The following is a 23,055-nucleotide window of genomic DNA, read 5'->3' as shown; positions in this document are numbered from 1 at the left end:
ACTCGGCCCGCTTTCCGGCAGGCAGAAAATGGCCGCGTTCGGATTGCCTCCACATCGCGGTGGAGGGGATGATCGTCGCATTCCAGGCCACTCCGGCCTGCTTCGCTGTCCCTTTCGTTTCTCATTCTTTTCATGTCTTCCAAACCCGTTGCCCCTTCCCAAGGTGTCCGCCACCGCAGCTTCGCCGTCTTTCCCGAGCACGAGGGACCTGCCATCGCGGGCAACCGCCACCGGCGCATGCGCGCGCAGAACTTCGTGGTGGAGTGGGTGGAATCGGGGGGCAACGCATTCGAAGTGGAAAGCCCGGCCGAGATGTTGCTGATCTTTCCGGACGTGGGCGCCACCGTGACCCCACTGGCGCCACAGGGCGAGCCCGTGGCGGTGCCGAACAAGGGCAGCGCCTGCGTGGTGGCCGCCGGCCGCTGCCGCGTGCAGCTGGTTGCCCCGGGCACCTGCACGGTGATCGCATCCAGCCGTCCCGACGTCGACCCCGCCTCGGTGATCAACGACAGTGCCTACGCTCAGCCGGACGCGCGCATCAAGCCCACCGGCCGACCGTTCCAGCGCCAGCCCGGCGCACCGCTTGTGACGGTGTTCGACATGGCGCAGGTGACCGCGCCCGCAGACAACCCGCGCCTGAAGATGCTGCAGACCGACACGCTGAGCATCAACTGGGTGGAGTACCAGGGCGTGCGTGACCGCAAGGCCCTGAGCCCGCACAGCCACAGCGATCTCGAACAGGGTTCGCTCGCGCTCGCAGGCAACTTCATCCACCACCTGCGCGTGAACTGGGGCCGCGACGCCAACCTCTGGCGCGACGACGAGCACCTGGCCGCTGCGTCGCCCTCGCTCGTCGTGGTGCCGGTGGACCTGGTGCACACGACCGAAGGCGTGGGCGAAGGCCATCACCTGCTGCTCGACGTGTTCAGCCCACCGCGCGAGGACTTCATCGCCAAGGGCTGGGTGCACAACGCCGGCGACTACGCCATCCGAGCGCCGCAGCCGTGACCCTGTACCACGACTGGCGGCGCGACACGCGCCAGCCCTCGGTGGCGCTGCCGCCGGGGACCTGCGATTGCGCCATTCACGTGTTCGATCCGACCCGCGCAGATCTGCTGCTGCCCGGCCGGCGCCACGAACCACCGGTGGCCTGGCTCGGTGAACTGCGCACGCTGCACCAGCGGCTCGGCGTGGATCGTGCCGTGCTGGTGCAACCCTCGGTCTACGGCAGCGACCACACGGTGCTGCTCACGGCCTTGCGCTCGGACCCCCACCGTTACCGGGGCGTGGCGCTGCTGGACGACAGCGTGTCGGACGCGGCCTCTGAAGCACTGCATGCCGCCGGGGTGCGCAGTGCGCGCTTCAACATCCTCTCGCGCTTCGGCGCAGCTTTTGATGGCCTGGCTTTCCGGCGCCAGGTGCGCCGTGCCGAGGCGCTGGGCTGGAGCATCTCGTTGCACGCCACCGCCGCCGAACTGGCGGCGCAGGCGCGCCTGCTGCTTGAAATCCGCACCGAGGTGGTCGTCGATCACCTCGCTTACCTGAATGGTGATGAACTCGATGGCGAGGGATTCCGCTTCCTTCGCGAGGCCATCACGCGTGGCAACTGGTGGGTGAAGGTTTCGCGCGTGGACCATCGCTTCTCGCCGCCTTACCACGACGCGGTGGAGCTGATCCGCCGGGTGGTCTCGCTCAATCCCTGGCGCATGCTCTGGGCCACCGACTGGCCGCATCCGCTGTACGACGTGGCCTCGACCACCATGCCCAACGACGCCGACCTGGTGGAGCTGTTCGCCCGCGCCGTGCCCGACGCCTCGCTCAGAGAGCAGATCCTGGTGCACAACCCCGCGCGCGTGTTCGGCTTCGCCGACACCCCCATCCCTCCGAGAAACACCGACCGATGAGCTCCAAACGAAACGAACCCGTCCTGATCTGGGAACGCGTCATGCCCGATGACCCCAGCATTCCCTGGCTGCGCGAGCAGGGTTTCGATGTGCGCCTGGGCAAGCCCAACCACGACCCTGCGTACCGCCGCCACCTGGAAGCCGACTTCATCGCCGACGCCAGCGGCTGCGAGGGCGTGCTGATCTCCGGTGGCATCCGGATCACACCGGGGGTGATGGACGCACTGCCGGGCCTGAAGGTCATCAGCAAGATCGGCATCGGCGTGGACACCGTGGATGTGGCCGCCGCCACCGCCCGCGGCATTGCCGTGTGCAACACGCCCGGTGGCAACGATTCCGTGGCCGTCGCCGAGCATGCGCTGGCCCTGCTGCTGGCCTTGCGCAAGCAGCTGCATGTGTGGACGCGCGAGTACCTGCAATCGGGAGGCTGGCGCAACCCGCAGGTCTTCTCGGGCGGGCTCGATGGCAGCACGCTCGGCATTGCGGGTTTCGGCCGCATTGGCCGTGCATTGGCGCAGCGTGTGGCGGGCTGGAACGTGCGCGTGCTCGTGCACGATCCGCTGGCGCGTGATCTGCCGCCCGGCGTGCAGGCCGTCGACATGGACGAACTGCTCGCGCAGAGCGACGCGGTATCGCTGCACTGCCCAGCGCTACCGGGTGACCGCCCGCTGCTCGACACGGCGGCACTGGCCCGCATGAAGAAGGGGGCCGTGCTGATCAACACCGCGCGGGCCACCCTGGTCGACGCCGCCGCGCTCATCGCAGCGCTGGACGCCGGCACGCTGGCGGGCGCCGCTTTCGACGTGTTCGACCCCGAGCCTCCGGCGCGCGATGATCCTTTGCTGGCGCACCCGCGCGTGCTGAGCACGCCGCACGTGGCCTCCTGGACCTGGGAGGGCTTCTTCGGCCGCCGCCAGCAGGCGGCCGAGAACCTCGCCAGGGTGGTGCGCGGCGAGCCAGGCGCTTCCATCGTCAACGCGCCGCGCCCTGAATAACCTTCTGAACCGACCCATGTACATCGACCTCGACACCGCGACGGACTACAAGCGCTCCATCTTCAATGCCATCGTCGCCCCCCGGCCGATCGGCTGGATCAGCACCATGGCCGCGGATGGCCGCGTCAACCTCGCGCCGTTCTCGCATTTCAACCTGGTCTCCACGGCACCGCCCGTGGTCATGTTCTCGTGCAACGCGCCGGACGACCGCCACGAGAAGGACACCATCACCAACGTGCGCGCCACTGGCGAATTCGTCACCAACCTCGTGACCTGGGACCTGCGCGAACAGATGAACAACTCCTCGTTCAACGCGCCCTATGGCACCGACGAATTCGAACTCGCCGGGCTGGCCAAGGCGCCTAGCAACAAAGTGCGCCCGCCGCGCGTGGCGGCCTCGCCGGCCAGCATGGAGTGCAAGCTGCTGAAGATCATGGACATCGAGCCCATCGGGCCCGGTGACACGTTCAGCAACGTGGTGTTCGGTGTCGTCGTGGCCCTGCACCTGGACGACCGCTTCGTCGAGCCCAATGGCCGTTTCGACGTCGTTCGCACGCAGCCGCTCACGCGCCTGGGCGGCAACCAGTACGCGTCCACGGGCCCCATCGTCGAGCTGGGCCGGCCCAACCCGCCGCGCGCCTAGGGACACTCAACCGCGCAGCACCAGCGCGGCGGCATGCCGAGCCGCAATCCACTCCTCATTGGTCGGTTCGATGGCCACCACCACCGGGCTGGTGGGCGCGGAGATGCGCGGGGCGTGGCCCAGGTTGGCGTCGTCGTCGAGCACCACACCCAGAAAGCCCAGCTCGCGGCAGATGCGCTGGCGCATCTCGGCGCTGTGCTCGCCCACGCCGGCGGTGAACACCAGCAGATCGAGCCCCCCGAGCACGGCGACCAGCGCACCGATCTCGCGCACGATGCGCCGCACATACAGCGCCAGCGCGGCACGCACGCGCTCGCCGGTGGCGTCGGTGCGGCCTTCTTCGGCAAACAGACGGCGCGGTTCCGACGACACTCCCGACACACCCAGCAGGCCCGACTCGTGGTACAGGACGCGGGCCACTTCTTCCAGGCTCAGCTTCTCGATCTCCATCAGGTAGATCACCGCGCCGGGGTCGAGCGAGCCGGTGCGGGTGCCCATCATCAGCCCGTCCAGCGCCGAGAAGCCCATCGTGGTGGCCACGCTTTTCGAACCTTGCAGGGCGCATAGGCTCGCGCCGCTGCCCAGGTGCGCAGCGATCACACGACCCTGGGCCAGCGCGCCGTGGCGCTCGGGGAGCGCTACAGACAGGTATTCGTACGACAGGCCGTGGAAGCCGTAGCGGCGCAGGCCGCGTTCCCACGCCGCGTGTGGCAACGGCAGCATCTGTTCCACCTGGGGCAGGGTGTGGTGGAAGGCCGTGTCGAAGCAGGCCACCTGCGGCAGCTGCGGGTCGCTCTCCAGCAGCACCTGGATGGCGTCGAGCGCAAAGGGCTGGTGCAGTGGCGCGAGCGGGATGAGACGCTGCAGATCGGTCAGCACGGCCGCATTCACGCGCACCGGGTCGAAATACTGGCTGCCGCCATGCACCACCCGGTGCGCCACCGCGTGCAGCCGGCGCGTGGCGAGCCTGGCGCGCACCCGCTCCAGGATCTGGCGAAGTGCGTCGTGGTAGGGCTGCGAGGTGCCAAGTGCCAGCGGCGCTTCGGGGGTGTTGCTGTCGGCACAGGTGGGCTGCGGTCCACCGATGCCGCGCACCTGGCCCTTCCAGGCGGGCTCGCGCGGCGGGTTGGGGCCGGCCTCAAACAGGGCGAATTTGATGCTGGACGAGCCCGCGTTGAGAACCAGCACCATGCCGCCTTCCGTGCTCATGGCGGGCTGGCCCGGTAGCGATGGGCGAGCAGCACCGCGATCGCGCACGACGCCAGGCGCGTGGCACGGGAGTCGGCACGGCTGGTGAGGACGATGGGCACTCGTGCGCCGATCGCAATGCCTGCGCTGGCCGCCTGGCCCATGTACTCCAGCTGCTTGGCCAGCATGTTGCCGCTTTCCAGATCGGGCACGACCAGCACATCCGCCCGGCCCGCCACGGGCGATTCGATCCCCTTGACACGCGCCGCCTCAGGCGAGATGGCGTTGTCGAACGCCAGCGGCCCGTCGAGCAGGCCACCGGTGATCTGCCGGCGGTCGGCCATCTTGCAGAGGGCCGCGGCGTCCAGTGTGGCGGGCATGCGCGGGTTCACGGTCTCCACCGCAGCCAGGATCGCCACGCGCGGCACGGCCACGCCGATCGTGTGAGCGAGCTCGATCGCGTTGCGCACGATGTCGGCCTTTTCCTCCAGCGTGGGCGCGATGTTGATGGCCGCGTCGGTGATGACGAAAGGCCTGGGGTAGGCCGGTGTCTGCATCAGGAAGCAATGGCTCAGCCGGCGTTTGGTGCGCAGCCCGGCGTGCGCAGGCAGCACTGCGCCCAGCAGTTCGTCGGTGTGCAGGCTGCCCTTCATGATCGCCTCCACCGCGCCGCTCGAGGCCAGGCCGGCGGCGTGGGCGGCGGCCGCATGGCTGTGCGGCACATCCTCGATGGGCAGGCCCGTGAGGTCCACCGACAGCTGCGCGGCCAGTGCGAGCAGCCGCGTGCGCGGCGCGACGAGCACGGGATCGATCAGGCCTGCCTCGCGCGCGTCGAGCGCGCCCCGCAGGCTGAGTTCGTCGCAAGGGTGCACCACGGCGATGCGGATGGCGCCGAGCGCGCGGGCGTGGGCGAGCAGGCGGGGCAGGCCCTCGGGGGTGAGCTGCACCCCGGCGGGCAGCAGGGGACGTGAGGCTGGAAGGGTCATGGTGTCGAGTGTGAAGCGCTTTGCGTGGCCATTGTTCCGTCCACCCGGGTTTGTGTCACGTTTGCGTTACTGCCGGAACGGGCGGATTTGATCCATGTCAACCGCTGGGCGATGAGTGCCCCGGCGGGTTGAACCCGTTCCCCTCGACGTGTTCTATTCCGGGCATGAATCACGCCACGACCCACGCCAGCGGCGCGTCGGAGGCCGCCAACGCATCCTCGCAGGACTGGCATGCATGGGCGCCCGACACGGTACTCGAAACGCTCCGGAGCCGTCGCGAAGGACTGGCGCCCGCCGAAGCGGCCCGCCGCCTGACGGAGGCCGGCCCCAATGAACTGCCCGCACCACCCCGTGTGCACCCCATGCTGCGCCTGCTGGACCAGTTCAACAACGCGCTGATCCTTTTTCTGCTGGCCGCGGCCGCCATGGCCGCGTTGCTGGACCACTGGATCGACGCGGCGGTGATCGTCGGCGTGGTGCTGGTCAACGCCATCGTCGGCTTCGTGCAGGAGGGGCGCGCCGAACAGGCGCTCGATGCCCTGCGCGGCATGCTGGCGCCCAACGCGCGTGTTCTGCGTGACGGGCGCCGCGAGACGGTGCCGGTGGCCGACCTGGTGCCCGGCGACGTGGTGCTGCTCGAAGCCGGCGACCGCGTGCCAGCGGACCTTCGGCTGCTGCGCGCGCGCGGCCTGCTGGTGGACGAGGCGATCCTCACCGGCGAGTCGGTGACGAGCTCGAAGCAGGAGGATGCCGTGGCCACCAGTGCCGCGCTGGGGGACCGGTCTTCCATGGCCTATTCGGGCACGCTGGTCGCGGCGGGGCAGGGCAGCGCGGTGGTGGTGGCCACCGGTCGCCACACCGAAATCGGCCACATCAGCCGCCTGCTGGGCGAGGTGCGTTCACTCGCCACACCGTTGCTGCGGCAGATCAACGGCTTCGGCCGCTGGTTCACCCTGTTCTCGGCGGTGCTGGCCGCGCTGCTGTTCCTGTTCGTCGTGTTCGTGCGCGATCACCACTGGGTGGACGCGCTGATGGTGGTGGTGGCCATCGCCGTGAGCATCGTGCCAGAAGGCCTGCCGGCGGTGATCACGATCACGCTGGCCATCGGTGTGCAACGCATGGCGGGGCGTCAGGCCATCGTGCGCCGCCTGCCGGCCGTGGAAACGCTGGGGGCGACCACGGTCATCTGTTCCGACAAGACCGGCACGCTCACGCGCAACGAGATGACCGCGCGCCGCGTGGTGACCGATACCGCTTGCGTGATGGTGAACGGCGCGGGCTACGAACCCGTGGGCACGCTGGACCTGCCCGAAGGCTGTGCCACGCTGCCGTTGAATGCACGCAGCCTCATCGAGACCGCGCTGCTCTGCAACGACGCGCACCTGCTGCAGGCGCCGGAAGGTGGATGGCGGGTCGATGGCGATCCCATGGAAGGCGCGCTGGTGGCCCTGGCCATGAAGGCGGGACTGCAGCCTGCCACGCAGCGCGCGGTGCACCCGCGCGCCGACGAGATTCCATTCGATGCCCAGCACCGCTTCATGGCCACGCTGCACGACCGCGCCGAAGGCGGTGCCGACCTGCTGGTGAAAGGAGCGCCCGAGCGCTTGCTGGCGATGAGCCGCGCGCAACTCGACGCGCAGGGCACGGAACAAGCGCTGGACGAGGCGCACTGGCAACAGGCGATCGCCGAGGCCGCCGCCGCTGGCGAGCGCGTGCTGGGCTTCGCCCGCCGGCGCCTGAACCCGGTCCCGGCGCGCCTGGCGTTCTCCGACGCGGATGAACTCGTCTTCCTGGGGGTGGTGGGCTTCATCGACCCGCCGCGCACCGAAGCCATGGCGGCGGTGGCCGATTGCCGCAGCGCCGGCATCGCGGTAAAAATGATCACGGGCGACCACGCTGCCACGGCGGCGGCCATCGCACGCCAGCTGGATCTGGCGGTGCAGCCGGTGGTGGTGACGGGGCAGGAGCTCGATGCCGCGTCTGCCAGCGACCTGCGTACCCTGGCGCTGAACGCCCACGTCTTCGCACGCACCAACCCGGAACACAAGCTTCGCGTCGTGCGGGCCCTGCAAAGCGAGGGCCATGTGGTGGCGATGACCGGCGATGGTGTCAATGACGCACCCTCGCTCAAGCAGGCGAATGTGGGCATCGCCATGGGCCACAAGGGCACGGATGCGGCCAGGGAGGCCGCGCAGATCGTGCTGGCCGACGACAACTTCGCCTCCATCGTGGCCGCGGTGAGCGAGGGGCGCACGGTGTACGACAACATCCGCAAGGTGATCGCCTGGACGCTGCCGACCAATGGTGGCGAGGTGCTGGCCATCATCGCGGCGCTGGCCTTCGGCCTCACGCTGCCGATGACGCCCACGCAGATTCTGTGGATCAACATGATCCTGACCATCACGCTCGGGCTGGTGCTGGCCTTCGAACCCGCCGAACCGGGTGTGATGCAGCGCCGCCCGCGCTCGCCCGACGCGGCGCTGCTCTCGCCGTTCATGGTCTGGCGCGTGGTACTGGTGTCCCTGCTGTTCACGGCCGGGGCATTTGGCATCTTCGGCTGGGCGACGGTGCGCGGCTTCGGTGTGGAACTGGCCCGCACGATGGTGGTCAACACCCTGTGCGTGATGGAGATCTTCTACCTCTTCAACGTGCGCTACCTGCACATGCGCTCGTTCACCTGGCGCGGCGCGCGCGGAACCCCTGCGGTGCTGTGGGCGGTGGTGGGCGTGGTGCTGGCGCAGATGGCCTTCACGTACACGCCATGGATGCAGGCGGTGTTCGACACCCGGGCGGTGCCCTTGCTCGACGGGCTGGTGATCCTGGCCATCGGCGTGCTCTCCATGGTCGTGCTGGAAGTGGAAAAGGCCCTGCTGCGGCGCTGGCAGGTCTTTCCGGAACTGAATCCGACGGCCCGTGACACCGGCCCGACCACCCTGAAAGGAACTGCCCAGTGAGCACATCCACCACCCCGCGTCACCTCCTGCTGGCCACCGACCTCAGCAGCCGCAGCGACCGCGCCCTGGACCGGGCCGTGCAACTCGCGCGCGACTGGGATGCCCGCCTGGTGGCTCTCACCGTCGTCGAGCCCGAACCCGCGGAGGCACCCACCTCGGTGCTCGCGCGCGCGAGCGGACTGGCCGGCGGCACGGCGCGCCGTGTGCTGGCCGAGCGGCGCCTTCGGGCCGATATCGCCGGCGAAGGTGACCTGCCCCTGGTGCCCCGGGTCGAGCAGGGCGCTGTGACCGATACCGTGCTGACAGTGGCGGGCGCCGAGGGCAGCCAGTTGATCGTGACCGGCGTGGCGCGCAACGAGGCACTGAGCCGTGTGGTGCTGGGGTCCTCCGTCGAAGCGCTGGCGCGCCGGTCGCCTGTGCCGCTGCTGGTGGTGCGCAGCCGGCCACGCGCGCCCTACAGCCAGGTCATCGTCGCCACCGACTTCTCGCAGGCCTCGCGCCACACGCTGCGCACCGCTGCCGCGCTGTTTCCCGAGGCCACGCTCACGCTCTTCCACGCGTTCGACAACCCCTATCCGGCCATTGGCGGTGTGGACATGACCAAGGTCCGCGCCGATGGCCTGGCGCAGGCGGAACGGGCGGCGGACGCGTTCATCCAGTCCTGCGATCTCCCCACCGAGGCGGGGCGGCGCCTGCGCACCTGGCTGGAGCATGGCGACACGGCGCTGCTGCTGCACGCCCACGGCCAGGCCCATCCGTCCGACCTGGTGGTGCTCGGCACGCAGCAGCGCCGTGGCGTGCTCGGGCTGCTGCTGGGCAGCGTGGCGCAGCGGGTGCTGGAAATCGCGGAAAACGACGTGCTGGTCGTGCCACCAGAGGCCACCTGAGTCCAGCGGTTCCGACGAACGGGGCCCCGTGGGGCTTCAGGACAACACTTTCCCGGCACCAGGTGGACCCACCGGATACCGATCTTTACACTGGCGGGGTCTGAACTTTCCGGAGATGGGGCTGTCCATTCAGCGCCTTCATCTCTCCCTGACGCCTTGCACCACGTGACCCACCGTTCCTTGCGTTCACCGTTGCCCCTGGAGCTGGCCCTGGCCGCTTTGCTGAGCATCGGTTCTTCGGCCCTTGCGCAGGCCGAGACCCCCGTGGCCTCCCAGGCACCCGCCGTCACCCAGTTGGCGGTGGCCGTGCCCGCGAGTGCGCCGGTGGCGGCACCACCGGCGGCCACGCAGCTCGCAGCGATCGACCCCCGCTGGAGCGCCAGTTTCGAGGCCTTTGCCGCCGCCGATCTGAAACAGGCACCGCAGCCGGGTGGCGTGGTGTTCGTGGGCAGCTCGTCGATCCGGCTCTGGAACGATCTGGAGACGAGTTTTTCCGACCAGCCCGTGGTCATCAAACGGGGCTTTGGTGGTTCGCAACTGCTGGATTGTGTGAAGCTGGTGAACCGGCTCGTGCTGCCCTACAAGCCCCGCATGGTGGTGGTCTACGCGGGTGAGAACGACCTGTCCGAGGGCGCCACCCCGCGCGACGTGCTCGACCGATTCACCGCCTTCGTGCGTGCGGTCAAGGCCGAGCTGCCAGAAAGCCGGATCGCCTTCGTCTCCATCAAGCCCAGCCCGCTGCGTGCCGGCATGATGCCGGCGGTGCGCGAAACCAACGAGCTGATCAAGGCCTACAGCACCACGGAACCGCAGCTGGACTTCATCGACGTGCACTCGGCCATGCTCGATGCCAATGGGCAACCGCGCCCCGAACTCTTCCAGGCCGACCGCCTGCACATGAATGCCGAGGGCTATGCCCTGTGGCGGCAGATCATCGCGCTGCACCTGAAGGGCTGAGCCGCACCGGCCCCTTGCGGGCCTTTCGCTGTGCGACCCTGCGGTCTCGCGCCAGTGTCACGCGGGCCACGAGCCACAGGGTGTAGAACCCCATGAAGAGGATCAGCAGATCCACCGAGACAGGCCTGGCGGGGTTGGCGGGGCCGAACGCGGCCAGGGCCAGCAGCGCCACCACCAAGTGGGCGCAGAACACCGGCAGCGCGGCCTTGCCGAGCACCTCCAGCGGTCGCCAGCGCGGCAGATGCTGCTTGAGCCAGGGCGCGTAGTACATGGCGAGCACCACCAGGGCCAGCAGGTTGAGCAGGCGCAGCGGTGCCAGGTGCCATTTGTCGAACATCAGGTTCACCGGCGACTGGCCCGGCATCGGTATCTGCCCGACAGCATGGCGCCAGACAAAGGCAAAAAGTGCCAGCGAGATCGCGATCAGTACCATCCAGCGCGGAAACCGGGTGGGCTGGTGACCGGGCTCGCTGTGCTCGGTGCCGAGCCAGAGGCCGATGACCCAGAGCAACTGCCAGGCGAAGATCTCGAATGCCCCCATGTCGCGGTAGCGCAGCGGCATGTCGAACCAGCCGGTGGCCATCTGGTAGAGCGCTGGTCCGAGCCCGAACTGCGCGCCGAACCAGAGCGCCAGGCTCACCGCCATCACAGCACCCCAACCGTGGCGCATGCCGTGCAACAACACCAGTGGACTCAGGAGCATGAACACGATGTAGATCGGCAGGATGTCGAGCAGCGCAGGGCTGTAGAGCAGCAGGCCCGCGCTGAGCGTGGCGACCACCGGTCGCTCGAGGAAAAAGGCCAGCATGTCGGTCACAGCGCCTTCGCGCAAGGCCAGGCCCAGGCCGGCGACAGCCGTGAACGCAAACACCACAAGGGCCAGCTGGCAGGCGTAGAGCTTGACGGCGCGGTTGAAAAAGGCCGTCTTCATGGCTTCGGCGCCTTGCCTGTCGGCTTTCGCGGAATACACGCGGCCGGCCATGTAGGCCGACAGCAGCACGAAACCCTCGGCAGCCGACACGTAGCCGAATGGCTGGCCCAGCGGGTCCGCAAGCCGGGTAGGGAGGTGGGTCAGGGTCATCAGCACGAGCATCAAGCCGCGCATGGCGTCCAGTTCCCACTGGCGGTCGTCCTGGCTCATGTCTGATTCCTGGCAGGTTGGCGGGAATACACCAAGTTAACCGATCCCTGCTCGGGGCCGTGCGACAGGGCAAAAGTTCCCCTCGCAACGTGGGGGCGTCAGTGGACCTGGGGGCGGGGGCGCCAGAACAGCCAGGGTCGCAAGCCATGACGCTCGTGCCGCTGCGCCAGCATGGCCACGGCGAACAGGCCAGCGAAGGCGGCCAGCAGCAGCGTGACGTCGGTGGTCCAGGGGCGGATGACCTGTGTGGAGCCGAAGAAGGCGAGGGTGAACAACGCGATCACGATGTGGGTGCAGAACACCACCAGCGAGTGGCGCCCCAGCAGCTCCAGTGGTTCCAGGCGGGGCAGCATCCGCGTCAGCCAGGGACAGATGGTCACCAGCAGCAGGAACACGCTGGCGAAATTCAGCACCCGCATCGGCCCGAGCGACCATTTGTCGAGGAGCACGCCGACCGCGGGTAACCAGGGCAGCGGATCCTGCCCTGCCACGTGCCGCCACACGAACATGCCCAGGGCGTAAAGGGCCGCTGGCGCCAGCATCCAGCGCGGCACGCGCGGCAAAGGCTGTTCGCGGGCCCCCAGACACAGACCGACCACCCACAGGGCCTGCCAGGCGAGCCAGTGGAAGGCACCGGTGTACCGGTACGGGATCGGCAGGCCGGTCAGTGCTTCGATGGCCTGGTGCACAACGTGGCCAAGGCCCCATTGCTCACCCAGCCAGAGCAGTCCGCTGACGGCCAGCAGGCCCCGCCAGCCCTGCTGGTAGCCACGGCGCAGCAGCCAGGGACTGACCAGCATCATCACGATGTACAGCGGCAGGATGTCGAGCAGCGGCGGGTTGTACAGCAGCAGCGCGGCGCCCACCACGGCGGCCTGAGGGTCCATGAAGAAGAATTCCAGCAGCCCGGTGACACCGCCTTGCCGGTTGTACACGCCCAGCCAGGCGATCAGCGTGAACGCCAGCAGCAACAGGCCGAGCTGGCACAGGTAGAGCTTGAGCGCGCGCTCATGGAAGGCGGTCTGCATGGCTGGCAAACCGTCGCGTCGCGCCCGGCGACCGTAGACGCGTCCTGCCATGAAGGCAGAGAGAAACACGAACCCCTCCGCCGCCGAGACAAAGCCGAACGGCTGACCCGATGGCAACGAGTACATCGTTGGCATGTGGGTCAGCGTCATGAGGACGAGCATCAGGCCCCGCAGGGCGTCGAGCTCCCAGCGGCGTTGCGGGGCGTGTGGCATCAGGGTTAACCAGAAGAACCCGCGATCATGCCAGAGGAGACCAGCCGGCGGGCACGGCGGGCCTGCATGGCACCCCAGCCAAGACCCAGCACGGCGGCCAGCAGCGAAGCGAGCAGGACCCCCAGCTTGGCGGCATTGAGCAGGTTGTCGTCTGCAAATGCCAAGGTGCCTATGAAGATGGACATGGTGAAACCGATGCCTGCCAGGAGGCCCACCAGCATGACACCGGACCAGTTGACGCCCACCGGCAACTGGCACCAGCCCATGCGCACGGCCAGCCAGCTGGCCAGCATCACGCCCAGCGGCTTTCCAAGCACCAGGGCCAGAACCACCCCCAGCGTCACCGTGCTTGCGCCACCCAGATCCAGGTCCACGCCTTCCAGCGTCACCCCCGCGTTGGCCAGGGCGAACAGCGGCATCACACCGAAGGCCACCCAGGGGTGCAGCGCCATCTGCACGCGGGTGACGGGCGGCAGGGCTTCGCGCTGGGCCAGGCGCAAGGCCTTCAATGGCTCCACGAGCTCGTGGGCCGTGCGGTCATTCCCGGTCCGCAATGCGTCCACCGCGCGGGTGGCCATGTCCACGGGGCGCTCCCGCGTGCGGGTGGGCAGCACGGGCGTCATCAGGCCCAGCACCACACCTGCCAGCGTCGGGTGGGCACCCGTCTGAAGCAAGCCAAGCCACAACACGGCACCCGGCAACACATAGGCCCAGGCGGATCCGATACCGATGTGCTGCATGCCGAGCACCATGGCAATGCCGAGACCGGCCACCAGCAGGCCGCTGTAGTCCAGCCCGCCCGAGTAGAAGAGCGCGATGATCAGCACCGCGACGATGTCGTCGATGATGGCCAGCGCCAGCAGCAGCACGCGCACGTTGCCGGGAATCGAGCGGCCCAGCAGGGCCAGCACGCCGACAGCGAATGCGATGTCGGTCGCGGTGGGCACGGCCCATCCCTGCAGTTGCGTCGGCTCGGTGTTCAGGGCAACGTAGATCAGGGCGGGCACGAGAACGCCGCCGAAAGCCGCTGCCATGGGCAAGGCGGCAAGCTTCAGGCTGGCGAGTGCACCTTCGTGAATCTCACGGCGGATCTCCATGCCGACCACAAGAAAGAACACCGCCATCAAGGCGTCGTTGATCCAGAAGTGCAAGGACTGCGAGACCATCCATTCGCCCAGGCCGAACGTCAGTGGGGCGTGCCACACCGCCTGATAGATGGCGGCGGCGGGGGAGTTGGCCCAGATGAGGGCGACAGCCGCAGCGATCAGCAGGACGACGCCACTGACGGCCTCGATGTGCAGAAAACGTTGGAGGGTGGCAAAGGCGCGCAGCGTGAGCAACTGGGCGCGCGGCAGGTCCTGCCGGGAGGAGGGTCGGTTCATGGTCGTGACAATTCCGCGTGGCGGCCCGACCAGCGCATGAACCTGTTTCGCTGCGGCATGCAGCGCGAACACCCGGCGTGCATTTTACCCGATGGGGTATGCGCGCTCGCCTACACTCCCCGGATGCCCGACACGCCCGCCCCCGACGACGCGCACTTCATGCGCTTGGCGCTGGCCGAAGCCCGCCAGGCGGGCGCCACTGGTGAAGTGCCGGTGGGCGCCGTGGTGGTGAAGGACGGGCAGGTGATCGCCACGGGCCGCAATGCCCCCATCGACCAGCACGACCCCACCGCCCATGCCGAAATCGTCGCCCTGCGTGCGGCGGCACAGACAATGGGCAACTACCGGCTCGACGGATGTTCGCTTTACGTGACGCTGGAACCCTGCGCCATGTGCAGCGGCGCCATGCTGCACGCGAGGCTGGCCCGTGTGGTGTTCGGTGCCGCAGACCCGAAGACCGGCGCGGCGGGTTCCGTGCTGGACCTGTTCGAACATGCACAACTCAACCACCAGACGCAGGTGCAGGGCGGCGTGCTGGCGGAGGAGGGCGCGCAGCTGCTGCGCGGCTTCTTCAAGGAGCGCCGCATCAACCCGCAACCGGTGCGCGACGACGCCGTGCGCACCCCGGATGACCGTTTCCAGAATCTGCCAGGTTACCCCTGGCGACCGCGCTACCTGAATGATCTGCCCGCGCTGGACGGCCTGCGCATGCACCACCTGGATGAAGGTCCGGCCGAGGCGCCCGTCACCTGGCTCTGCCTGCACGGCAACCCGGCGTGGAGCTACCTGTACCGCAAGATGATCCCGGTGTTCGAGGCGAGCGGAGGCCGGGTGGTGGCCCCCGATCTCATCGGCTTTGGCCGCAGCGACAAGCCCAAGAAGGAAAGCGCCCACACCTTCGGCTGGCATCGGCAGGTGCTGCTCGAATTCGTGGAACGCCTCGACCTGCGCAATGTCGTGCTGGTGGTGCAGGACTGGGGCGGCCTGCTCGGCCTGACCCTGCCCATGGCCGCGCCGCATCGCTACCAGGGCCTGCTGGTGATGAACACCATCCTGGCGACGGGCGAGACGCCGCTGTCGCCCGGTTTTCTGGCCTGGCGGAAGATGTGCGCACAGAACCCCGAATTCGACGTGGCGCGCCTGTTCGCGCGCGGCAACCCGCAGATGACGGCAGAGGAGTGCGCCGCCTACAACGCGCCGTTCCCCGACCGTGGCCACCGTGCCGCCTTGCGCGCCTTTCCCGCGCGTGTGCCCGAGCACCATGACGACGATGGCGCGGCCATCAGCCGAGAGGCTCGCGAGTTCTGGTCCCGCCAATGGCAGGGTCGCAGCCTGATGGCCATCGGCCAGCAGGACCCTGTGCTCGGCGAACCCGTGATGCAGTCCCTGCACGCCCTGATCCGCGGTTGCCCGGAACCGCTGCGGTTGCCGCAGGCCGGGCACTTTGTGCAGGAGCATGGCGAAGCCATCGCCCACGCTGCGGTGCGCCACTTCGGCCCCGTCGCACCCCGATAATCAAGCCCTTTTGCCGTCGACTTCCATGAGCCACGATCAACACGATCACCATTGCGGCCCCGCCTGCAACCACGAACACCGTCACGGCCCTCGGCACATCTACATCTACTCGCCCTCCAGTGCCGTGCGCGACAGGGCCGCGTTCCGCCGTGGCGTGGCGAGGCTCAAGGCGCTGGGTCATGAGGTGGAAATCGATGAGGCGGCACTGTCGAGCCACATGCGCTTCGCAGGCGATGACGAAACCCGCATCGCCGCCATTGGCCGCGCGGCGGCGAGCGGTGCGGATGTGGCGCTGATCTCGCGCGGTGGCTACGGGCTCACCCGCATCGTCGGCCAGCTGCCCTTCAGGAAGATTGCCAAGGCCATCGAACGCGGTACGCAGTTCGTGGGTCTTAGCGACTTCACGGCGCTGCAGATGGCGGTGCTGGCCAGGACCGGCGCAACCACCTGGGCCGGTCCGGCGCTGGGGGAGGACTTCGGCGCCGAAGCGCCCGACGACATCATGGAGGCCTGTTTCGACGACCTCTTGGTCGGGCACGGCGAAGGCGCGGGCTGGCGCTTGCCGGCGTCGGATGCGAAGACCCTTCAGAGCAAGGGCAAGAACGCCGAGCAGCCGCCACTGTTCAAGGTGCGCGGCGGAACGCTGTGGGGCGGCAACCTCAACGTGATCTGTGCGCTGGTGGGCACGCCCTACCTGCCGGCGATCGAAGGCGGCATCCTGTTCCTGGAAGATGCGAACGAGCATCCGTACCGCATCGAACGCCAGCTGACACAGCTGCTCAACGCCGGGATCATCGGCAAGCAGAAGGCGGTGCTGATGGGTTCCTTCAACCGGTTCAAGCTCGTCCCCGGCTACGACCGGGGCTTCAAGTTGCAGACGGTTTTTGACTGGCTGCGCACGCAGACCAGAACGCCGGTGTTCACCGGGCTGCCTTTCGGGCACGTGCCGACCAAGGTGCTGCTGCCCGTCGGACGCAAGGTGGATCTGATGGTGGAAGGGCGCGACGCCCTGATCTATTGGGGCTGAAGCACGAAGGGGGCTTCGCAGGGAGAGGCGTTTACCTGCTGCGGATGCGGCAGGCGTCCATGAGGCTCTTGGGCACCAGGCCCTGGAACACCGGGGAGAGACTCTTCACTCGGTGCACCGCAAGTGCTTCCCCATGCAGCTGGCTCAACACGGCCACCATTTCGGCGCGCGCGAACCACAGGGCGTGGGCATCGTGCAGGTACTTCAGCTTGCGGGTGAGCTGTGGATTGACCCTGGCGCCGTCTTCGCCCAGGGCCGCCAGCATGGCTTCGCGCACGGGTTCTAGCGACTCGGGTGAGTCCTTGCGCGCCTCAGGGCTTAGAAGGGCTGAAATGCTGTTGCGGATACCGGGTTTGAACCAGCGCATGGAAGTGGCCTCAACGACTTTGTACTAATTGGTCGCAGGATACGTCCCGCGTCCGAGTGTTTGCAATCGGGAATGTTTGACAACACGCAAAAAACAACAAATAAATCATGTATTTACTGAAGACTTTTGAATGTGTTTCTCATGTTGTTAATACCTTTTTACGCTTTTTGCGTGCCAGGCCATGCTGAGGTCGGTTTTGTGACGACAGCCATAGCGGTATCAACAAGTGTGATTTCAGGCGGCGTGCTCGAGCCCACTTTGGCATCCGCCACAGGGTGAAAAACCATGGTTTCGGGGGGACAAGGAATACCCCCGGTGGTGTGTTGTAATCCAGCGGATATTTGCTTCACCTATGGCCGAACTGACTATTGCTTTCGTGGATTTGACGGGTAGCGTGTCCGTGTTTGAAACACTGGGTAACGACCGTGCCACCAAAGCCGTCACCAAATTGACCCAATGGATCGGCTCCATGGGGGTGGAAAACGGGGGAACGGTCGTCAAGATGCTGGGGGACGGCGTGCTCATGTCGTTCTCCAACAACCGCAACGCGGTTGATGCAATGGTGCAGATCCAGCAGGAGCACGCCAAACGGGTCATGCAATGGCCCGACCGCCTCAAGCTCATGATGCAGATCGGCATGGCGCGCGGTCAGGTGGTCGTGGTCGACGGTGACTGCTTTGGGGACGCCGTCAACGTGGCCTCGCGCCTGAGCGATCTTGCAGGCCCGGAACAGATCATGGCCACCGACACGGTGATTCGCAAACTCGGCCCCCGCCACGGGGTGCGCAGTCGCAGCCTGGGCCCCATGCGCATCAAGGGGCGCGTGGAGCCTTGCGAGGTGTTTCGCGTCGAGTGGCAACCCGAGATGCTGTCCGAATTCCTCACGCTGCCGGCCGACCTGCACGCGCTCAGCCCGATGAAGGAGTCTGTCTTCGGTGGTTTTGAACTGTCCTGGCTGGACTCCACGCACGCCTTCAACCTGACCGATCTGCCCTTGAAGATCGGCCGGGTGCCCGAGGCCGACTTCGTGGTGAGCGATCCCAGGGTTTCGCGCATGCACGCCAACATCGACATCCGCTCTGGCAACTACGTGCTGGAAGACATCAGCAGCTATGGCACCTGGGTGCGCTTCGGCGCGGGTGACAACGTGATTGCGCTGCGCCGCCAGGAATGCCTGCTGCACAGCGATGGCGAGATCGCGATGGGCGCCCCCTTCAGCGATTTCAGCGCGCCCACGGTGCGTTTCAGGCTGGTCGAGGGACACCTTTCAATCGCGCCCGGCGGCATCGAGAAGTAGCCGCCGAGGGGGAGGGCGCCAGGGTGGCGGGCAAGACCACCGCGCTTCGCAACAAGACATCTTGGGGACCACATCGTGCGCTGGATCAAACGACTCTTCGGCCTTCTGACGTTGCTGCTGGCGCTCGCCGCCGCACTCGCGGCTTTCTACGCCTGGCGCAGCTTGCCCAGGACCGAAGGCAGCCTCAACGTCGGCGGCCTGTCCGCACCGGTGAAGGTGCACCGCGATGCCAGCGATGTCACCCACATCCTGGCCAGCACGCCGCGCGACGCCTGGATGGCCATGGGCTATGTGCACGCGCAGGAGCGTGGCTGGCAACTCGAATTCAACCGCCGCATCATGCGCGGCACACTGTCCGAAGTGCTGGGACCTTCCACACTGGAGACCGACAAGCTCATGCGCACGCTGGGCCTGCGCCATGCGGCACTGCGGCAACTCGAGAACCTTCCGGCCGAGGCTCGCGAATCGCTGCAGGCCTACAGCGATGGCGTGAATGCGTTCTTCGCCCACACCGAGCAGTTGCTGACACCCGAGTTCCTGCTGCTGGGTATCAACCCGCGTGACGAAGCCGCCGCCGGGCGCTACTGGGATCCAGCGGACAGCGTGGCCTGGTCGCTGATGATGGCGCTCGACCTCGGTGGCAACTGGGGCAACGAGTTCGCACGGCTCACGGCGCTGGAAGCCATCGACACAAAGGCCCTGTGGGAACTGTTTCCGCCGTATCCGGGTGAGCAGCCGGCGGCCACAGCCGATCTGGCCAGGCTCTACCGCGAACTGGGTATCTACCGTGCGCGGCCGGCCGCGACGTCGCGGGCGCCGGAAGCGGCGGGGGTGCTCGCCTCGGTGCGCGAGCAGATCGGGCAGGACCTGCAGCGCTGGGCAGACGAGCTGGGCAACATCGAGGGCAAAGGCTCGAACAACTGGGTGGTGAACGGGGCACGCAGTGCTTCGGGCATGCCTTTGCTGGCGAACGATCCGCACCTGGGCCTGAGCGCGCCGGCGATCTGGTACTTCGCTCGCCTGCAGGCCCCCGATGTCGGTGGCATCAAAGGCATGGACGTGATCGGTGCCACGCTGCCGGGCACGCCTTTCGTGGTGCTCGGCCGCACACAGCAGGTGGCCTGGGGATTCACCAATACCGGCCCCGACGTGCAGGACCTCTACCTGGAGCAGATCAACCCGGCCAACCCTGCGCAGTACCGCGTGCCGTCCACGGGCGAAGAGCCGGCCTGGGCCAACTTCGGCTTGCGCATGGAAACCATCCGCGTCAAGGGTCAGCCTGACGTGAGCCACATGGTGCGCAGCACCCGGCATGGTCCCGTGCTCAGCGACGCTCAGGCGCGCCACGGCGATGTGATCGACACACGCCGTTTCGTGCTGTCGCTGCGCTGGACCGCACTCGACGCCGACAGCCGCAACGTGGTGGCCTCACTCGAATCCAACCGCGCACAGTCGGTGGACGACCTCTTGCGTGCCCTGCGCGATTTCCACGCACCGATGCAGAGCGTCGTCATGGCCGATCGCACCGGCCGCATCGCCTACAAGGCGGCTGGCCGCGTGCCCGTGCGTGCGCCCGACAACGACATCCGCGGTGTTGCTCCCTCGCCAGGTTGGGACCCGCGCTACGACTGGGCGGGCTGGCTGCCGTACGAGGAAACCCCGCAGGACGATGGCGCGCGCGGATGGATCGCGACGGCCAACCAGCGCATCCATGCGCCGGACTACCCGCACTTTCTCACCCAGGACTGGGCCGCGCCGTACCGTCAGGAGCGCATCGAAGCCTTGCTGGAGAAGACCCCGAAACACACGCTGGAGTCATTCCGTGAGATCCACGCAGATCAATACGCGGCGGCCACGATGCGCCTGCTGCCGTTCCTGCAGAAAGCCTCGTCCGACCACCCCCTGGCCGCGGCAGCGCTGAGCGCGCTGCGCGACTTCAAGGGCGACATGCGGGCCGACGCGGCGGCACCGCTGATCTACACGGCATGGGTGGACACCTTCACGCGCCGCGTGATTGGCGAGCGGCTGGGCCGCGAACGGTTCGAGGGCATGTACGGCAAGCGCCTGTTCCGCAACGCGGTGGAAGGCATTCTGGAACGGGACGATGCCAGCTGGTGCGGCGCACCGGGCTGCGCCGCTGCGAGCGGTCAGGCGCTGACCGACGCCCTCAATGCATTGCAGGCCGTGCACGGCAGCGATGTGTCCACCTGGCGCTGGGGTGATGCCCATCCTGCCATCTCGATCCACCGGCCCCTGAGCAACGTGAAGCCACTGGCCAGGCTGTTCGAGGTGCGCACGCCCACGGGTGGCGATCCGTTCACGGTCAACGTGGGCCAATACCACCTGGACAAGGCCGACGCACCCTACGCCAACCGACACGCCGCCAGCCTGCGCGCGGTGTACGACCTCGCGAATCTGGACGAGTCCCGCTTCATCTACCAGACGGGGCAGAGCGGCAACGTGTTTTCTGGCCGTTACCGCGACATGAGCGATGCCTGGATGGCGGTGCAGTACCGCGTGTTGACGATGAAGCCCGCGCAGTGGCGATCCACACTGGAGCTGCGGCCGCCCGCCAGCCCCTGACAAGCCGCTGGCGGCCTATTTGAGGTTGCCCGAGAGGAATTGCGCGAGCCGTTCGCTTTTGGGATTCGCCAGCACCTCTCTCGGAACACCCTGTTCCTCGATGCATCCCTTGTGCAGAAAGACGAGGTGGGAGGACACCTCGCGCGCGAAACCCATTTCGTGTGTCACCACCACCATGGTGCGGCCTTCTTCGGCCAGCAGCTTCATCACGCGCAGCACCTCGCCCACGAGCTCGGGGTCGAGCGCGCTGGTGGGTTCATCGAACAGCATCACGTCAGGTTCCACCGCGAGCGCGCGGGCAATCGCCACCCGCTGTTGCTGGCCTCCGCTCATGTGCGACGGATAGCGATCTTCCACCCCGCGCAGACCCACACGCTCCAGGTAGCGGCGAGCGGTTTCCACCGCCTGGTCTTTCGGAATGCCGAGCACATGCACGGGCGCCTCGATGATGTTCTGTAACACCGTCATGTGTGCCCAGAGGTTGAAGTGCTGGAACACCATGGCCAGTTTGGTGCGCAGCCGCTGCAGCTGGGCCGCATTGACCGCCCGCAGCTCGCCGTGACGGTCGACCCTGAGCTGCAGTTCCTCGCCACCCAGCAGGATGCGCCCGCTGTTCGGGTTCTCCAGCAGGTTGATGCAGCGCAGAAGGGTGCTCTTGCCCGAGCCCGAACTGCCGATCAGGCTGATCACGTCTCCCGCCCGGGCCTGCAGCGAAACGCCCTTGAGCACCTCGTTCTCACCGAACCGCTTGTGGATGTCGTGGACTTCCAGCAGAGGCCGGCCAGGCGTGCGGGGGACGGTGGGGTCAGCAGTCATGATCTATGCCCGATGCTCGGTGGAAATGAAACTCATGCGCCCAGCAGATCGCCTGTGCGAAACGGTGTGGCGCCCGCGATCTTGCCGACTTCGCCGCCGGCCGTGACATAACGTTCGCGAATGGCCGCGTACAGGACGCCGGCCACTTCAGCACGCACCTCATGCACACGCGCGGCGCCTTCGGCGGTGGGGTCGATGACCTCGGCCACCACGTCGCCCACGGACACCGTGTCACCGGGTTGCGCAAGAAAAACCAGCACGCCCGGCATGGCCGAGCGCAGCGTCTGAGATCCGGCCAGCGGCGTGGGCTTGCAGGCCATGGGGGGCAGCTCATGGGTCCCGTGGCTGGCCAGCGCGCCCGCATGGACGAGAAATGCCAGGATCGCCCGCGCGTCCTGACGGGCTTGTTCATGCGAGACGTCGCCTTCGCCGCGCAGCTCCACCGTCGTGCTGGCACACGCCTGCGGAAGAGGGCCCTTCACGCCCGAGGCCTTCAGCGCAGCGGCGAGCTGCCACCACAGTCCCGAGAGCCTTTCGTCAAAGGGGCCTCCGCCCGACTCGCGTGCCAGCAGCACCGCCTGGCAACCCAGCAAGCGTGCAAGCGGCTCGAAGGGGGGCCAGCAGGCTTCCTCGCTGTACATGTGCATCACCGCATTGGTGTCGCAATGCAGATCCAGCACCAGGTCGGCGTCGTGCGACAGCAGCAGCAGCAGGCGGCGCTGGCTCTCGAGTTCGCTCGAGGGCGTCCACTGCTGCAACCACTGGCCGACGAGTTGGCGAACCACCGCGACGTTGGACGTGGCGTCGGCGGTCATCAGCGGACGGGCATCGTCCAGCACGGCCGCGGCCATGTCGGGGTAGTGGCGGTTGAAGTTCTGGGCGGTATCGAATTCAAAGCGGCCCATGGCGCGGTGATCGAGCCGCTGGCTCAGGCCGATCGGGTTGGCCGCCGGCACCAGAACGACTTCACCCCGCAAACGGCCAGCCTCGTCGGCCTCGTCCAGCAACTGCCTCAGGTGGTGGGCCACCAGCATGCCGGGCAGTTCATCGGCGTGCAGACTTGCCTGCACGTACACCTTGGGCCGAGCACCGGGCGTGCCATAGTGAAAACCCACCAGGGTTTTCTGGCTGCCCAGACTGGGGCTCAGGAGAGGGTATTCGACGCGCCGCAT

18 protein-coding genes and 1 pseudogene are annotated in these 23,055 nt (G+C 67.5%); 11 read left to right on the top strand and 8 right to left on the bottom strand.

Annotated features, from left to right (window positions below):
* The first annotated feature begins 132 nt into the window (after positions 1-132).
* From J2X09_RS16555 to J2X09_RS16540, 4 genes are read left to right on the top strand one after another with little or no spacing between them, the layout of a single operon-like run.
* Positions 133-1,008 (top strand): cupin domain-containing protein, encoded by an 876-nt coding sequence (locus J2X09_RS16555; protein WP_204731178.1) that lies wholly within the window; start codon positions 133-135, stop codon positions 1,006-1,008.
* Positions 1,005-1,904 (top strand): amidohydrolase family protein, encoded by a 900-nt coding sequence (locus tag J2X09_RS16550; RefSeq protein ID WP_204731179.1) that lies wholly within the window; start codon positions 1,005-1,007, stop codon positions 1,902-1,904. The genes J2X09_RS16555 and J2X09_RS16550 overlap by 4 nt, the downstream gene beginning before the upstream one ends.
* Positions 1,901-2,899: a 2-hydroxyacid dehydrogenase gene (locus tag J2X09_RS16545; protein WP_204731180.1), complete on the top strand. Its 999-nt coding sequence runs from the start codon at positions 1,901-1,903 to the stop codon at positions 2,897-2,899. The genes J2X09_RS16550 and J2X09_RS16545 overlap by 4 nt, the downstream gene beginning before the upstream one ends.
* 16 nt (positions 2,900-2,915) lie before the next feature.
* Positions 2,916-3,542, top strand: coding sequence for a flavin reductase family protein (locus tag J2X09_RS16540; RefSeq protein ID WP_204731181.1), 627 nt, complete (start codon positions 2,916-2,918; stop codon positions 3,540-3,542).
* Between the two features lie 6 nt (positions 3,543-3,548).
* On the opposite strand, the gene J2X09_RS16535 is transcribed toward J2X09_RS16540, so the two are convergent.
* Positions 3,549-4,751: an acetate/propionate family kinase gene (locus J2X09_RS16535; RefSeq protein WP_204731182.1), complete on the bottom strand. Its 1,203-nt coding sequence runs from the start codon at positions 4,749-4,751 to the stop codon at positions 3,549-3,551.
* Positions 4,748-5,662 (bottom strand): annotated as a pseudogene (locus J2X09_RS16530) (bifunctional enoyl-CoA hydratase/phosphate acetyltransferase); the annotation flags it as partial. The gene J2X09_RS16535 and the pseudogene J2X09_RS16530, both read right to left, overlap by 4 nt.
* Before the next feature lie 218 nt (positions 5,663-5,880).
* Here J2X09_RS16530 and J2X09_RS16525 point away from each other — a divergent pair.
* From J2X09_RS16525 to J2X09_RS16515, 3 genes are all read left to right on the top strand, one after another.
* Positions 5,881-8,670 (top strand): HAD-IC family P-type ATPase, encoded by a 2,790-nt coding sequence (locus J2X09_RS16525; protein ID WP_204731184.1) that lies wholly within the window; start codon positions 5,881-5,883, stop codon positions 8,668-8,670.
* Positions 8,667-9,557, top strand: coding sequence for a universal stress protein (locus tag J2X09_RS16520; protein WP_204731185.1), 891 nt, complete (start codon positions 8,667-8,669; stop codon positions 9,555-9,557). Before J2X09_RS16525 ends, J2X09_RS16520 begins: the two co-directional genes overlap by 4 nt.
* A gap of 165 nt (positions 9,558-9,722) precedes the next feature.
* Positions 9,723-10,514, top strand: coding sequence for an SGNH/GDSL hydrolase family protein (locus J2X09_RS16515; protein WP_310308796.1), 792 nt, complete (start codon positions 9,723-9,725; stop codon positions 10,512-10,514).
* Here J2X09_RS16515 and opgC (J2X09_RS16510) read toward each other — a convergent pair.
* The 3 genes from opgC (J2X09_RS16510) to nhaA all read right to left on the bottom strand — a co-directional run bounded on the left by opgC (J2X09_RS16510) (position 10,489) and on the right by nhaA (position 14,278).
* Entirely contained in the window at positions 10,489-11,655 is a 1,167-nt protein-coding gene (gene opgC, locus J2X09_RS16510) for an OpgC domain-containing protein (protein WP_204731186.1), read from the bottom strand. The two genes, J2X09_RS16515 and opgC (J2X09_RS16510), sit on opposite strands and share 26 nt — an antisense overlap.
* A 98-nt stretch (positions 11,656-11,753) precedes the next feature.
* Entirely contained in the window at positions 11,754-12,896 is a 1,143-nt protein-coding gene (gene opgC, locus J2X09_RS16505; RefSeq protein ID WP_204731187.1) for an OpgC domain-containing protein, read from the bottom strand.
* 5 nt (positions 12,897-12,901) lie between these two features.
* Positions 12,902-14,278 (bottom strand): Na+/H+ antiporter NhaA, encoded by a 1,377-nt coding sequence (gene nhaA / locus J2X09_RS16500; RefSeq protein WP_204731188.1) that lies wholly within the window; start codon positions 14,276-14,278, stop codon positions 12,902-12,904.
* Positions 14,279-14,401: 123 nt separating this feature from the next.
* Between nhaA and tadA the strand changes: the two genes are divergently transcribed.
* A complete protein-coding gene (gene tadA, locus J2X09_RS16495; protein WP_310308793.1) occupies positions 14,402-15,793 on the top strand; it encodes a tRNA adenosine(34) deaminase TadA in 1,392 nt (463 codons plus the stop codon).
* Between the two features lie 25 nt (positions 15,794-15,818).
* Positions 15,819-16,820, top strand: coding sequence for an LD-carboxypeptidase (locus J2X09_RS16490; RefSeq protein ID WP_204731189.1), 1,002 nt, complete (start codon positions 15,819-15,821; stop codon positions 16,818-16,820).
* Positions 16,821-16,851: 31 nt separating this feature from the next.
* Here J2X09_RS16490 and J2X09_RS16485 read toward each other — a convergent pair whose 3' ends face one another.
* Positions 16,852-17,187 (bottom strand): hypothetical protein, encoded by a 336-nt coding sequence (locus tag J2X09_RS16485; RefSeq protein WP_204731190.1) that lies wholly within the window; start codon positions 17,185-17,187, stop codon positions 16,852-16,854.
* A 352-nt stretch (positions 17,188-17,539) separates the two neighbouring features.
* Here J2X09_RS16485 and J2X09_RS16480 point away from each other — a divergent pair, with 352 nt between their 5' ends.
* Positions 17,540-18,484 carry an adenylate/guanylate cyclase domain-containing protein gene (locus J2X09_RS16480; RefSeq protein WP_204731191.1) on the top strand — a complete coding sequence of 315 codons (945 nt, stop codon included), beginning with the start codon at positions 17,540-17,542 and terminating at the stop codon, positions 18,482-18,484.
* Positions 18,485-18,559: 75 nt separating this feature from the next.
* Positions 18,560-21,067, top strand: a complete 2,508-nt coding sequence (locus tag J2X09_RS16475; RefSeq protein ID WP_204731192.1) for a penicillin acylase family protein — start codon at positions 18,560-18,562, stop codon at positions 21,065-21,067.
* A 15-nt stretch (positions 21,068-21,082) separates the two neighbouring features.
* Here J2X09_RS16475 and J2X09_RS16470 read toward each other — a convergent pair whose 3' ends face one another.
* Together J2X09_RS16470 and J2X09_RS16465 are read right to left on the bottom strand one after the other, a co-directional pair.
* The gene (locus tag J2X09_RS16470) at positions 21,083-21,883 is read right to left on the bottom strand and encodes an ABC transporter ATP-binding protein (RefSeq protein ID WP_204731193.1); all 801 of its coding nucleotides are present in this window, start codon (positions 21,881-21,883) and stop codon (positions 21,083-21,085) included.
* 32 nt (positions 21,884-21,915) lie between these two features.
* A complete protein-coding gene (locus J2X09_RS16465) occupies positions 21,916-23,055 on the bottom strand; it encodes a succinylglutamate desuccinylase/aspartoacylase family protein (RefSeq protein ID WP_204731194.1) in 1,140 nt (379 codons plus the stop codon).

Source organism: Hydrogenophaga laconesensis (assembly GCF_031457235.1).
In the GTDB taxonomy this organism is placed as follows: Bacteria; Pseudomonadota; Gammaproteobacteria; order Burkholderiales; family Burkholderiaceae_C; genus Hydrogenophaga; species Hydrogenophaga laconesensis.
The sequence above is the reverse complement of the archived record's forward strand: the minus strand, read 5'-3'. Positions and strand labels throughout refer to the sequence as shown.